Source organism: Paraburkholderia dipogonis (assembly GCF_042680985.1).
GTDB classification, from domain to species: domain Bacteria; phylum Pseudomonadota; class Gammaproteobacteria; order Burkholderiales; family Burkholderiaceae; genus Paraburkholderia; species Paraburkholderia phytofirmans.
The window spans coordinates 825,405-838,738 of the sequence record NZ_JBHUFR010000006.1 but is presented as its reverse complement, the minus strand read 5'-3'; the positions used below and the strand labels follow the sequence as shown (position 1 = coordinate 838,738).

Here is a 13,334-nt window from a genome sequence, read left to right as displayed (position 1 = left end):
GGGGTTCGCCGGATCGTTCTTCGTGCGCGACGCGGCGCAGATGAAAGCGATCGAGCGGCTCGGGCCGATGGCCGCGCTGCAGCGGGTCGCGCTGCCCGTAAATGCTTTGCGATAACGCGTACACACCGGATCCGCACCTCGCGGAAACGCTGTCGACAACAGCACTCAGAAACGCACGTATGTCCGCCGCGGCACTTTCCTTGAGCAACAGCTGCAACGAGCGAAACGCTTCACGGATCGCGTCACGTCGACAAAGGCACGCGCTCCGGTTCGTCTGCATCGAACCACGCCGGATTGCGCGCTGCAATCGGACCAAGCGACATCAGAATCTCGCGCAGATGGTTGCGCATCGCCTCTTCGGCGGCGCTCGGGTCGTGTGCGCGAAGGCCCGCCAGAATTTTCGCGTGCTGCTTGATCAGCAGATCGAGCGGCGATACGTCGGGCAAGCTCAGGTAGCGCACTCGATCCATCTGCGCCTTGATGTCCTGAATCGTTTCCCACGCCGCCGTGCAATCAATCGCCTGGGCAATTGCGTAATGAAACGCTTCATCGAGCGCGAGGAAGGCGGCGGTGTCGTTTGCTTTCGCCGCGATCTTCTGGTCGCGAAGAGTGTCGGCCAGCGCCTGCAACTGCTCGTCGGAAATCGACACGGCGGCCTTCTTCACCACCGCCGTCTCGATCGCTTCGCGAATGAAGCGCCCTTCCCGCACCTGGCGTGGCGAAATGCGCTTCACGAAAGTGCCACGCTGCGGCAATACCTGAAGCACGCCCGCTTCGACCAACTTGATGAACGCCTCCCGCACCGGTTGTCGCGACACCTGAAACATGTCGGACACTTCCTTCTCGGACAGCGGCGTGCCCGGCACCAGTTGACCGACAAAAATCGCCTGACGCAGCGCACGGAAAATCTGTTTGCCGATCGGCTCGTGCGAGTCGAACGAGACGCTGGCGGTCAGATCCGGCAGTTCGACGCGCGCACCGGCCTGCACGCTCGCGCGGCGTCGTGCGCGGGGTGCGACGAGCGTGGCATCGGAGGAAAAAGAAGACGCGTTGGCGTGGAGTTTCTTGGTCGGCATCGGGCAAAGCAGCGAAAAACAGCGAATGCTAGCGAGGGAGGCGGCACGAACATGAATACCCGCCTGACTATCAACTAAAGTGTGCTGCACCATACTACCATGCACGCTCCATGTTCAACGCACCCGCCCGCGGCTCGCGGATCCACACCAGCGAACACACCGCGCCGAGCACGGCAATCACCCCGGCCAGCACGAACGCACTAGCGTAATTGCCGTGCGTCGCTTCAACGATGAAGCCCGTCACGGCAGGCCCGATCACGCCGGCCAGATTCGCCAGCAAGTGCACAAAACCACCTACGCCGCCGACGTGTTCTCGCGGCACGGTGTCCTGAATCACAGCCCAGTACACCGCGCCCGTCACGTACAGGAAGAAGATCGACACCGACATCAGCGCGACCGCACCCTGAGTACTGGCGACGCGCCCCGCCAACGCGACACACACCGCCGCCGCGCCGAGGCAGCTTCCGAGCACGAGCTTGCGCGATAGCAGCGGCTTGCCCGTCAGGCGCAAGATGAAGTCCGAGATGAAGCCACCGGCCGCGAGTCCGATACTGCCGAGCAGCCATGGAATCACCGTGGCGAAACTCATGTCGCGCAGGCTCAGGTGATGCGCTTCGGTCAGATAGGTCGGGAACCACGATAGGAAGAAAAACAGCACGTAGTTGTATGAGAAGAAAGCGAACGCGGTCGCGAGAATGATCGGCTTGCGCAGGAAGTGCCGCAGGCCAAGCCTTTCGCCGGTGGCCGAATGCGCGATCGCATGTTCGTCCGCCTGACCGGCGCGGATGAGTTCGATCTCGTCAGGCGTGACGCGCGAATTCTGGTGCGGGTGTTCGGTCGTCGTCGCCGCCCACAAGACGAGCCACAGAAGTCCCAGCAGCATGATCGCGACAAAGGCCCAGCGCCAGCCGAACTGCACTGCCATGAAGCCGACCACCGGACCCGCCAGTGCGCCGCCGAGCGGTGTGCCCGAACTGATCACGCCAATCGCGCTCGCCACCTCTTTGCGCGGGAACCAGTTATTCACCATCTTGCTGTTCGACGAACTGAACGGACCTTCGCCCATGCCGAACAGCACGCGCAGCACGATCAACGAACCGATGCCGCTCGCCAACGCGGTCGCGCCGCAAAACACCGACCACACGCCCATCGCGGTGCCGAATACGCGTTTCGCGCCGACCTTGTCGGACAGCACCCCACCCACAAAATTGAACAGCGCATAGCCGATAAAAAAACTGCTGAACACGATGCCCATTTGCGCATGCGAGAAGTTCAGGTCTTTCTGGATCAACGGTGCGGCGATCGACAGCGCGGCTCGGTCGAGGTAGTTGATCACGCCCGCCAGAAACAGCAGCGCGACGACAAACCAGCGTTGACTCTTGATCATCAGGTGTCTCCATCGGGGTCGCCTCTTGGCGGGCGTTTGAATAGGTCCAGCTTGCCTGGCTTCGGAAGGCGCCGCGCACCGGCGCAACGCCCCTGCAACAGGGGAGGTTCAGTCGAAGTTCAAATGCACCTTCATCGACTGCGAGCGGTCGAGCGCCACTTCGAACGCATGGTTTGCTTCGCTCATCGCGAACGCATGCGTCATCAGCGGCCGCAGATCGACCTTGCCTGAGGCGATTTCATCGGCGGCGATGGCATATTCGCTGGTAAAGCGGAACGAGCCTTGATAGCGGAGTTCTTTCGACATCACGAGATTCGCCGCCACCGGCGACTGGCCGGCCGGCAGGTTGCCCACCTGAATCACCGTGCCGCCCGCGCGCGCCGCATGCAGCGCCGTATCGAGGCCGGCGGGACTGCCCGACGCCTCGATGACCACGTCGAACGTGCCGCGTTGCCCGGACCATTGATCGATCGCGGCGCGGTCCGCGGCGTTGACGGTCTGATCCGCGCCGAGTTGCCGCGCGACCTGCAACGCCCGATCCGAGAGATCCAACGCGACCACGCGATGCGCTCCGGCCCGGCGCGCCACGCTCAACAGAATGCAACCGATCGGCCCGCAACCCACCAGCAACGCACTCGCGCCGACCAGCGATCCGGCCTGCTTCACCGCATGCAACGCAACGGCGAGCGGCTCGGCCATCGACGCCTGCGCGAAATCGACGCCGTCCGGCACGGGCACGCATTGCCGCGCCGCGACGACGATGTACTGACGAAACATGCCCTGCGTATGCGGGAACGTGGAGGCACTGCCCATGAAGCGCATGTTCAGACAATGATTCGGCATCCCCCCGACGCAAAAACGGCAGGTCCCGCAGGCCAGCCCCGGATTCACGGCAACGCGCTGCCCCGGCGTGAGCCGATGCTCCGCGCTCACGCCCTCGCCGAGCGAGTCGATCTCGCCCGCCACCTCATGTCCGAGCACAAACGGCTCGCGCACGGCGAAATCGCCGCTCCTGCCTTTGAAGTAGTACGACAGATCGGAGCCGCAAATGCCGCCGGCGCGTACACGCACGCGCACCTGGCCTGGACCTGGTTCGGGCGGATCGACTTCGTCGATGCGGATCAGTTTGGGTTCGTGAAGCACGGCTGCGAGCATGAAGGACTCCGGTATGACAAAGGTCGCGCACTCAGGGCTGCGCGAGAGAAGACGAAGACGATGACGCCCGCGCTGCCGTACGCACCTCGACCGGCTCACCGCCACCCCAATCATGGAGATCGCCATCGCGGCGCTGAGGCGCGGTTTCCGGCAAGGCAAAGAGCGATACCGCCGACACGATGCCAAGCACCGCCACGTAGATGATCAATGCGAGCGAATTGCCATGCGTGAGCTGAATCAGTTTGACGGCCAGCAGCCCGAGTACACCGCTGCCGAGCAACGAGCCGATCTGCCAGATCAGCGCGATACCACTGCACCGCACACGCGCCGGAAAGAGTTCGGGGAACAGTGCCGCTTGCGGTGCATAGCAGAGACTGTGACCGACGCTGATGGCGAGAATCATCACAAGCTGGATCGCCGCGCGATTGCCGCTATCGATCGCCATGAAAAACGGCACGACGAGCGCCACGTGCAGTAACGCACCCGCGATAAAGGTCGTTCGCCGTCCAATGCGATCGGACAGGGCACCGGCAAGCGGAATCGTCACGAGTTCGAGCGCGACCGCGACGATCACCGTTTCGAGCAACATGCCTTGCGCGATGCCATGTGCTTTGCCGTAGGCGAGCACGATCATCGTGTACATCGCAAAGGCGCAGGCCTCGATCAATTTGGCGCCGACACCTTTGACGATGGTCGGGCCGAACTGCCGCACCACTTCCACCACCGGGCGCGAAGCCACTGCCTTGGTGCGCTGGATCGTCGCGAAGATCGGCGACTCCTCGGTGCGCAAGCGGATATACAGACCCACGGCGACCAGCAGCGCGCTCGCGAGAAACGGAACGCGCCAACCCCAGTCGAGCAACTGCGCCTGCGTCAACGTGGCACCGAGCAGCGCGAACAGCCCCGATGGAATCAGGAAGCCCGCTGGCGCGCCGAGTTGCACGAGGCTCGCGAAGAAGCCACGCCGCGCAGGCGGTGCGTATTCCGCCGTGAGCAGGACGGCGCCCGCCTGCTCGCCGCCCACGCCGAAGCCTTGCAAGACGCGAATCACGATCAGCGCGATCGGCGCCCAGATGCCGATCGACTGATAGTCCGGCAGCAGGCCGATAGCGAACGTGCCCAAACCGACGATCAGGATCGTCACGATCAGGGCTTTCTTGCGGCCGACGCGATCGCCGAAATGACCGAACACGATGCCGCCCAGCGGCCGCGCCAGAAATCCGACCGCGTAGGTGGCGAAGGCGGCGAGCGTGCCGATCAGCGGGTCAGCCGAGGGGAAGAATTTCGGGCCGAACACCAGCACGGCAGCCGTGCCGTAGACGAAGAAATCGTAGTACTCGGCCGCCGTGCCGATGGTCGAGGCGAAGGCCACCCGGCGCAGCATGGCGGTACTGGCCGGCGCGGCGGCTTGCGGACGTGGTGGGGTCACGCGTGTCTCCATGATTTTGTAGTCGGGAACAGTCGAGCGAGATCAGCTCACCAGTTCCACAGCGTCCCGTCTTCGAGACGCGCTACCGGCAAATACGCCGGGTCGTAGGGATACCGCGCGGCCGCCGCTTCGTCGATATCGACGCCATGGCCCGGCGCTTCGCCCGGATGCATCATGCCGCGCTGGAAGCGCCATGCATGCGGGAATACGTCGAGCGCTTCCTGCGGAAATCCCATGTATTCCTGCACGCCGAAATTCGGCACCCACAGATCGAAGTGCAGCGCTGCGCCCATGCACACCGGCGACAGATCCGACGGTCCGTGGCAACCGGTTCGCACCTGGTAGAGCGAAGCAAAATCCGCAATGCGCCGCAGATGCGTAATGCCGCCCGCGTGCGTCAAGGTGGCGCGGATATAGTCGATCAACTGTTCTTCGATCAACTGCTTGCAATCCCAGATGCTGTTGAAGACTTCGCCCACCGCGATCGGCGTGACGGTATGCTCGCGAATCAGCCGGAAGCCAGCCTGATTTTCCGCGGGCGTGGGGTCTTCCATCCAGAACAGGCGATACGGCTCGATCGATTTGCCGAGACGCGCGGCTTCGATCGGCGTCAAACGGTGGTGGACGTCATGCAGCAAATGCGTATCGAAGCCGAACTTGTCGCGCACCGCTTCAAAGAGCTTCGGAACGAAGTCGAGATACTTTTCCGACGACCAGCTCTGCTCCTCGACCGCGCCCTTGGTAGCCGGCTCGTACATGCCGCTGCCCTTCGACACGCCGTACACCGAACGCATATTCGGCACGCCGCATTGAATGCGAATCGCCTGATAGCCGGCTTCGATGTGTTCCGCGTAACGGTCGAGCGCTTCGGGAATGTCGCGGCCGGTGGCGTGGCCGTACACCATCACGCTTTCTCGCGAAGCGCCGCCGAGCAGCTTGTACAGCGGCATGCCTGTCACTTTGCCGAGAATGTCCCACAGCGCCATATCGACAGCGGCGATCGCCGTCATCGTGACGGGACCGCGGCGCCAGTACGCGCCCTTGTAAAGGTATTGCCAGGTGTCTTCGATACGGCCGGGATCGCGCCCAATCAGCAACGGGCACACGTGATCTTTCAGGTACGAGGCGACCGCGAGTTCGCGGCCGTTCAGCGTTGCATCTCCAATGCCGTGTACGCCTTCGTCCGTGACGATTTTCAATGTGACGAAATTGCGGCCCGGGCACGTGACGATCACGTCGGCGCGAACGATCTTCATGACATCTTCCTTGCAAAGGCAAGTCACGAACCGCGTGGAACGGCGGCATGCGACAGGCTGTTTTTCATGCTGGTTTTCGGGTGCCGGTCGAGGTGGAAAATCGCACGCCTCGACTGGTCTCAAATCGTTTGAACGATGCTACCATACAAGTATAGTGAAACGTCAAATCAGGGTTTTCCCGCTGAACGGCGTCGTCCCGGAGCCTTTTTCCGCCATCTGGATCTCATGACATGATCTCTGCCGCCACCTTGCCTCGCCTCGTCCGTCAAGCACTGCCCACGCTGCAAACGCATCTGCTGTCACCGCAATGGCGGGAGCCGCGCATCGGCATCGTTCATCTGGGGATCGGCAACTTCCATCGTGCGCACCAGGCCCTCTATACGGAAGAGGCCATGCTTGCCGCGGGCGGCGACTGGGGCATTTGCGGCGTCACGCTGCAAGGCGATGTCGGCAAGCGCGATGCGCTGATGGAGCAGCAAGGCCTCTATAGCGTGGTTGAACGCGGGCCGCACGGCGCCAAGGTGACGGTCGTGCGTGCGCTGCGTGAGGTGCTGGCCATGCCGCACGATCAGGCCGCCCTATTCGCGCGTCTTGCGGATCCGGCGGTACGGATCGTCTCGTTGACCGTCACTGAAAAAGGCTACTGCCGTGACCCTAGAACCGGCGAGGTCGCGCTGGACAATTCCGCCGTTGCACACGATCTGGCTTGCCCGTTCGAACCGCGCACGGTGCCGGGCATCCTCGTCGCAGCATTGCGCCAGCGGCGCGACGATGCGCGCGGTCAGCCGTTCACGGTGCTTTCGTGCGACAACCTTTCCCATAACGGCGCCGCATTGCGCCAGGTGGTCTGTTCGTTCGCACGGCAACTCGATCCCGCGCTGGCTGACTGGATCGCCGCCCACGTTGCATTTCCATCGACGATGGTCGACCGTATCGTGCCGGCCACCACCCACGCCGAACGCGTCACCGTGGCCCACGCGATCGTCTATCAGGATGCCGCGCCGGTGCCGTGCGAGCCGTTCCGGCAATGGGTCATAGAAGACCGTTTCCCCGCGGGACGCCCCGCATGGGACGCTGTCGGCGCGCAACTCGTCGACGACGTGACGCCCTTCGAACTGGCGAAGCTTCGCATGCTGAACGGCACGCACTCGACGCTAGCCTATCTGTCGATGCTCGGCGGCTTCGAGACGATCGACGCGGCGATCTCTTACCCTGCCATGCGCAATCTCATCCACGCAATGATGACGGAAGAAATCGCGCCGACGCTGACCATGCCGGCGTCATTCGACCTGTCCGCGTATCGGGACGCTTTGCTCGAGCGTTACGCGAATCCGGCGCTGAAACATCGCTGCTCGCAGATCGCGATGGACGGCAGCCAGAAGATTCCGCCGCGTCTGCTCGCCACGATTGCGGCGCGGATCGACGCGGGTCAGTCGTTCACGCGTCTCGCGCTGGCGGTAGCGGCCTGGATAATGTTTTTGCGGGGTCACGCAGACGACGGCACGCGTTATGAAATCAGCGATCCGCTGGCGAGCAGCTTGCACGCGCTCGCCATATCCGCGCATGACGAACCGCAGGCGCTGATGGACGCGTTGCTGTCGGTGCGCGAAGTGTTTCCGGCGGATCTGGCCGCACTTATCGAGTTCAGAGAAGCGCTTCTGCGCGCATTGCGGTTGCTTCGTGAAAAGGGCGCACGGGGCGCCATCGCCGCGTTGCAATGACATGAGATCGCCGACCAAGGGCGATCGAGTCGGCCAGCGGATCACCGCTTCATTCTCGGCGCGCCGCCGCACGGTCGAGGCGGTTGCCGCGATCAAAGAATGCATGGAATACGGGGTAAATCCCGGCAAGCGCTCAAGCAATAAGCGGAGAGTTATTGAACCCGGCGCCGAAAACGATCTGATCTACCGCTGCTCATTCAGCGCTCATTCTGCGAGCTCATGATGACCTTACCCGGCCATTTGAGAGAGAGGTACCCAGAATGTTCACGAAGATACTCGTCGCAGTCAGTGCACGTCCCGCCGATACTATCCTGGCATCTGCAATCGAAACCGCACGAAAGTACGATGCCCAAATCGTCGCGCTTCACGTAGTCGATCCCACACCCTGTTTCATTGGCGCCGCCGACTGTTACGTCGACCTGATTGTCGAGTCGATGGAGCAGCATGGCCGCCAGGTGGTCGCCCACATCATGGACGTGCTGGACGAGCAAGCGCGTTCAGCCGAAGTCCGCATGGTGACGTTGCCGATATCCGGAATGACGATTGGGCGCGCGATCGCTTCCGTTGCCGACGAGACAGGGGCCGACCTGATTCTTCTCGGCGAACGGAATTCGTCCTGGTGGAACTGGTTGAATGAAGACGTGGCAGCGGAAGTCGCGCGCTGTTCCGGCAGACCGGTCCAGATCGCGGCACAGCCGCGCCCCGAACGCTATACCGCCTCTCTCAACAAGTCGCTGAGGTCGATACCGTTCTTGGCTTCCGTCAATAAGTGATCCGGCATCGGGCCCTCGCGAGTGAGATCGACGAGAGCCTGATTTATATCCACATAAGGCCGCATACGATGTTCGTATGCGGCAAACGCCTGCCGCCGATCATCCCCGTGCCGAACCAGTTCGCAAGCCAGCACGAAAGCACCGACGAGTCCAAGGCTCGTGCCTTGCCCCGAGAAAGGCGACGCGCAATGTGCTGCATCACCGGCAAGCACGACGCGGCCCTTGGACCAGGACGGCATACGGATCTGCGCGAGCTCGTTGTAGTAGAACTGATCGGTCGTCTTCATTGCGTCGATGAAGAGGGGGAATTCGCCCTTCAGGTGAGCGCACTGGCCAGCCACAAGCTGCTTTTGCGCTTCCGTGTCGCTTCGGGACACGGCGGTTTCCGGGGCCGCGAAGCCCACGCCAATCCGGAGTTCGCTCTGGTCACGGCTCGGATAGATCACGTAGCCGACGCCCTCCTCCCGGTGACCAAGTTGCCAATCGATCAGATTGATCAGGTTCGGCGTTGAAAAAAGGGCGAGGACTACGCCCAATGGATGAACGAATGTGGGCTCGTCGTTGAAACACTGTTTGCGGACGTTCGAGTAGACGCCGTCGGTGCCGATCAGCAGATCGAATTTCCGCTCCACGCCGCTCGCGAACGTCGCCATCACGCCGTCGCTTTGATTGTCGATCGCACGGATGCTGTCGTTGTAGACGAACTCGACGCGTTGGCTCATCGCGCCCATGAGAAGCTCGCACAGGTCATCGCGGAAAATTTCGATGTCGTCGCTGTCGAGCCTTCCAGCGCTGAAGGTGCGCTCTTCGGTGCGCTCTGTTTCGTTGCCGGCGGCATCGAGCATCGACATGCCCTTCAGGCGGGTTCGCAACGCACGCGCACTGTCGAGCAATCCCATCTTCTCGACGACGTCGAGCGCGACGCCGCGAATGTCGACGGCTTGACCGCCCCGGCGAAATGCCGGGGCCTGTTCGATCAGGGTGGTGGTAAAACCCGCGCGATCCAGCCAGTATGCCAATGCGAGACCGGTGACGCCGGCACCGGAAATCAACACGCTTCCATTCATTATCAGCACCTTGGTTTAACGTTGATGCTGCAATGGTATATCCGGCGGCTCGCAATTGCGACGCAATGGCTGCGCGACTAGGTGAACTTCGGCTTGTCAACCTGCTCCGCGAACACACCGCCGCCCACCGGCAACCCCGAATGAGTCACGCTCGCTGCGGTACTGCGTTCATCGTTAGCAACCGGCGCGCTGCCCGGTTGTCGAGAAGGAAAGATCACATCGACCAACCGGTCCACGAAATAGAAAAACTTATCCGATGCATATCCGGCCACGAAAGCGACCCCTAAAGGAGAAATGTTCTTGCCGCCCTGAACGAGATCGCTGAACAAGCCGATCGCTATCCCGACAATGATGGCGCACGTGACATGCGAACGATTCGCCACCTTCGAGTACTCGGGATGAAAGCGGCTCGTTTCACAATCGATCTTGATCTTCCGCAGGATCGCCGCGCACGCGCCCAGCCATGCATAAACCACGGGAAGAACAAAACCGGTCAGCGCGCCGACAAAAGAAAGGATGATCTCGCGCCCATACAGCGCCATTGCCCGGATGTCCTGATAGGCCGCGATCTTGACGAAGCCATCCATGATGACGCCCTCCGGATGGACCGAGAAGTCGTTCTCCTTGCCTTTGTCTTGCCCTTGGTTGATGACCGGCTGCAGCATCGGCACCTTGATTTCCAGACTGTCGCGAATCCGCTTCTGGTCGCAGATCCAATCCAACCCTGCCGGAGACGAGGCCGCATTGACAGGAAGCAGCACCGCTTTCGGCGCGGTTTCGGGACAGTCAGGATCACGATCCGTGTACCGGTTAGTCACGGACAGATTCAGCAGCTTTCCGATCAACCGGATGCGATGCACGTCGTTGAATAGCTGCCTGTTGTTGGTCGCGAACTGTTGCAGGTTCTCTTTGATCTGCAAGGCAGGCTGCGAATTGCTCAGCGCATAGAGTTCGTTGTTCGCCTTCTCTGTTGCCTCGATGACTTCGGGTGTATTGTTTCCCGATTCGAACGTTTCCTGGTAGGCAGACCCCAGCAGCGCGCGTAGTTCACGGTCGGTCTTCTGCTTCGACACCACGATGTTTTCGCCGTAACTCACCAGTTGATTATGCAGCGCCATCGAGCCGGCGTCGTTGAGCTGAACGGTATGCAACACGTCGTCGGAAACCTGATTGACCGTGAAAAGCAGGCAGGAAAGCGACACGACGGCGACAGTCAGGACGACGGCGGACCACGTGTAGATCCGGATCGCCCGACGCGCGCCGCGTCTTGCTTCGCCGCCGGCCGTTTCCGCGACCACGGGTAATGTGCTGCTCGCCAGGCGGTCGACGGCCGGGTAAAAGGCCGACTCGACATCCGCGTCCCACGTCCCCTGTTTCTGCGCGGCTCTGGCTCGCGAGAAAACAGCGATATCGCCGGGCGTAAGGTTATGCCCGGAAAAGGCGGCGTATGACGCGAGTTCGTCAGCGCGACGCAGGTCTTCAGCCACTTGCGCATTGGGATATCGTACCTGCTTCACGAGCCGCATCAGCGTTCGGTCGAGCGCGACTTCAAGTGCTTCGGAGCCGGTGAAATGCCAGATGGCGTGACGCGCGCGTCTGACGACGGCTATATCCGCGGGGTCGATCTCGATACCGCCTTCGAACGCCTGCGAGATCAACCGCTCCGCCTCGACAATCTTCGCTTTAAGCGCGCGCCGTAATAGCCAGCACTGACGCGTGGTATCACTGGTCGCCTGTCCGCTCTCCTGATCGTCGTTCATCATGTCCTCCACCACGGCCAGCAGGCCGGCTGTGCCCCGAGGTTATGCGGTCCCTGCGCTCCGCAGATCGATGTTTTGGTCTTCTGAAGGCGAATCCGTGGCGGGATAGTACTGGAGAAGATTGGACACGCAAGCATGGCGAAGCCGTTCTCACCGCGAGCAGCTCGAGCGCATTCATTGGACGAACGATGTATCGGGCATTTCAATAGGAATAGAAAATGTTCCAGTCCAACTTGAGGTGGCGGAGAAAGAATGTGAGCTAACACACACAGCGTTGAAGATTCATGTTTCGGACCTTTACGCAGCGCTTATTGTTTTCTTGCAGGTTCCAGACTCAACGCAACGTGCGGCAAACCGGGCGCTTCCTGAAACTCGAGCACCCCTCCTTCGACCGCAACGTTGAAATCAACACTCCGCGTGTGATCGGCGCATTGACGTGATGCGCGAGACACCCAATCGCTTGCAGCAAGCGGCTCGTCTTTCGAGCCGCGATAGCTGTGAGCGCTCCCGAACCGGGCCTCGATATCGTTGCTGATCGATGTCAGGTCTATCGACGCGCGTCGCATTTCGAAACCAGTCAATCGAGCGAGGACACTTATGCCAACCGGTTCGAACGTTGTCGTCGATATATCCCACCACAACGCCAACGTCGACTTCTCCGCGCTGAAGGCGGCAGGCATAGTCGGCGTCATTCACAAAGCAACACAGGGCGTAACAGGTGTGGATCCGACGTATGCCAGTCATCGCGCAAGCGCACAGCAGCAAGGCTTGCTCTGGGGCGCCTATCATTTCGGCACGGACAGCGATGGAGTGCAGCAGGCCGTCAGTTTCCTCGACGCTGTCGGCGACGTATCCAACACACTGATCGCGCTCGATTTCGAATCGAATCCGACGGGACCCAGCATGAGCCTCGAGGAAGCGCGCGCGTTCGTCACGCATGTCGCGTCAGCCACCGGCCGCTATCCGGGATTCTATTCGGGACACGATATCAAGCAGCTACTCGGCACAGGCACCGACACGGTGCTATCCAACTGCTGGTTCTGGCTCGCGCAGTACGGACCCACAGCCGTGGTGCCGCCGAACTGGACCCGCTGGACGCTGTGGCAATACACCGACGGCGCACTCGGGCCGCCGCCTACGGAAATACCTGGCGTTGGCCGGTTCGACCGCGACATCTTCAACGGCGACGAGGACGAACTGCGCTCCTTCTGGGGCACATGAGCGCGCCTATGCACGGGTACGCTCAAATGCCGATTGTTCGCGTGGTGCTGTGGACACTGCTGACTTGCGCGACTGGTGCCTGCGCGGACCACACGCCGGCCGGCACCGGTTGTCCGTCGACTTGCGGACCAGCAGTTCGGTCCGTGCCGATCGAGATCATCGTGCCGGTCGGCGCAAGCGCCGACGCTATCGTGGTCAGTGGCCAGCTTCGTCACAACGCGGATAGCGTCGGCTTTGCCTTCTCCGCTCGCTCAGGCATGCGTCTGGAATGGTCGTTCTCCGGGCCGCCCGCGCATATGGTGTTGACCCATCCGGATGGCGACTCGGATGGCCCCTTCCTGCCACCCGTCGTCGCGCTGCCGGGTTCCGGGCGATATGTGCTGGCGCTGTCCGCCGACACGATGGCCGAGGGCGCCGATGGTCCTTTTCGCCTGAAATTACGGCTATTACCGCCGGATTGAGGCCCACCGCCGGCTGCCCTTCGGCTCG

General features: G+C 61.8%; 13 protein-coding genes and 1 pseudogene. 7 read left to right on the top strand and 7 right to left on the bottom strand.

Features of this window, described 5'->3' with window-relative positions; all coding sequences use genetic code 11:
• Positions 1–115 (top strand): annotated as a pseudogene (locus ACFSNN_RS08415) (phosphorylase); the annotation flags it as partial.
• Positions 116–242: 127 nt separating this feature from the next.
• On the opposite strand, the gene ACFSNN_RS08410 reads toward ACFSNN_RS08415, so the two are convergent.
• The 5 genes from ACFSNN_RS08410 to manD form a co-directional block, all read right to left on the bottom strand.
• Positions 243–1,076, bottom strand: a complete 834-nt coding sequence (locus ACFSNN_RS08410) for a GntR family transcriptional regulator (RefSeq protein ID WP_134465395.1) — start codon at positions 1,074–1,076, stop codon at positions 243–245.
• Positions 1,077–1,170: 94 nt separating this feature from the next.
• Positions 1,171–2,463: an MFS transporter gene (locus tag ACFSNN_RS08405; RefSeq protein WP_134465396.1), complete on the bottom strand. Its 1,293-nt coding sequence runs from the start codon at positions 2,461–2,463 to the stop codon at positions 1,171–1,173.
• Between the two features lie 108 nt (positions 2,464–2,571).
• Entirely contained in the window at positions 2,572–3,618 is a 1,047-nt protein-coding gene (locus ACFSNN_RS08400; protein ID WP_134465397.1) for an L-idonate 5-dehydrogenase, read from the bottom strand.
• A gap of 31 nt (positions 3,619–3,649) precedes the next feature.
• Positions 3,650–5,047 (bottom strand): MFS transporter, encoded by a 1,398-nt coding sequence (locus tag ACFSNN_RS08395; protein WP_244323025.1) that lies wholly within the window; start codon positions 5,045–5,047, stop codon positions 3,650–3,652.
• 47 nt (positions 5,048–5,094) lie between these two features.
• Positions 5,095–6,303, bottom strand: coding sequence for a D-mannonate dehydratase ManD (gene manD, locus ACFSNN_RS08390; protein WP_134465398.1), 1,209 nt, complete (start codon positions 6,301–6,303; stop codon positions 5,095–5,097).
• Positions 6,304–6,533: 230 nt separating this feature from the next.
• Between manD and ACFSNN_RS08385 the strand changes: the two genes are divergently transcribed.
• From ACFSNN_RS08385 to ACFSNN_RS08375, 3 genes are read left to right on the top strand one after another with little or no spacing between them, the layout of a single operon-like run.
• The gene (locus ACFSNN_RS08385) at positions 6,534–8,024 is read left to right on the top strand and encodes a mannitol dehydrogenase family protein (protein WP_134465399.1); all 1,491 of its coding nucleotides are present in this window, start codon (positions 6,534–6,536) and stop codon (positions 8,022–8,024) included.
• 1 nt (position 8,025) lies between these two features.
• Positions 8,026–8,247 carry a hypothetical protein gene (locus ACFSNN_RS08380; protein ID WP_134465400.1) on the top strand — a complete coding sequence of 74 codons (222 nt, stop codon included), beginning with the start codon at positions 8,026–8,028 and terminating at the stop codon, positions 8,245–8,247.
• Positions 8,248–8,284: 37 nt separating this feature from the next.
• A complete protein-coding gene (locus tag ACFSNN_RS08375) occupies positions 8,285–8,797 on the top strand; it encodes a universal stress protein (protein WP_134465401.1) in 513 nt (170 codons plus the stop codon).
• On the opposite strand, the gene ACFSNN_RS08370 is transcribed toward ACFSNN_RS08375, so the two are convergent.
• Positions 8,734–9,852: an FAD-dependent monooxygenase gene (locus tag ACFSNN_RS08370; RefSeq protein ID WP_208949605.1), complete on the bottom strand. Its 1,119-nt coding sequence runs from the start codon at positions 9,850–9,852 to the stop codon at positions 8,734–8,736. The genes ACFSNN_RS08375 and ACFSNN_RS08370 overlap by 64 nt on opposite strands.
• A gap of 89 nt (positions 9,853–9,941) precedes the next feature.
• On the bottom strand, positions 9,942–11,162 hold the full coding sequence (locus ACFSNN_RS08365; protein WP_377689963.1) for a hypothetical protein: 1,221 nt from the start codon (positions 11,160–11,162) through the stop codon (positions 9,942–9,944).
• 273 nt (positions 11,163–11,435) lie between these two features.
• Here ACFSNN_RS08365 and ACFSNN_RS08360 point away from each other — a divergent pair, with 273 nt between their 5' ends.
• From ACFSNN_RS08360 to ACFSNN_RS08350, 3 genes are all read left to right on the top strand, one after another.
• Entirely contained in the window at positions 11,436–11,564 is a 129-nt protein-coding gene (locus ACFSNN_RS08360) for a hypothetical protein (protein ID WP_377689965.1), read from the top strand.
• 657 nt (positions 11,565–12,221) lie between these two features.
• The gene (locus ACFSNN_RS08355) at positions 12,222–12,845 is read left to right on the top strand and encodes a glycoside hydrolase family 25 protein (RefSeq protein WP_134465404.1); all 624 of its coding nucleotides are present in this window, start codon (positions 12,222–12,224) and stop codon (positions 12,843–12,845) included.
• A gap of 143 nt (positions 12,846–12,988) precedes the next feature.
• Entirely contained in the window at positions 12,989–13,306 is a 318-nt protein-coding gene (locus ACFSNN_RS08350) for a hypothetical protein (protein ID WP_134465405.1), read from the top strand.
• The last annotated feature ends 28 nt before the right edge of the window (positions 13,307–13,334 follow it).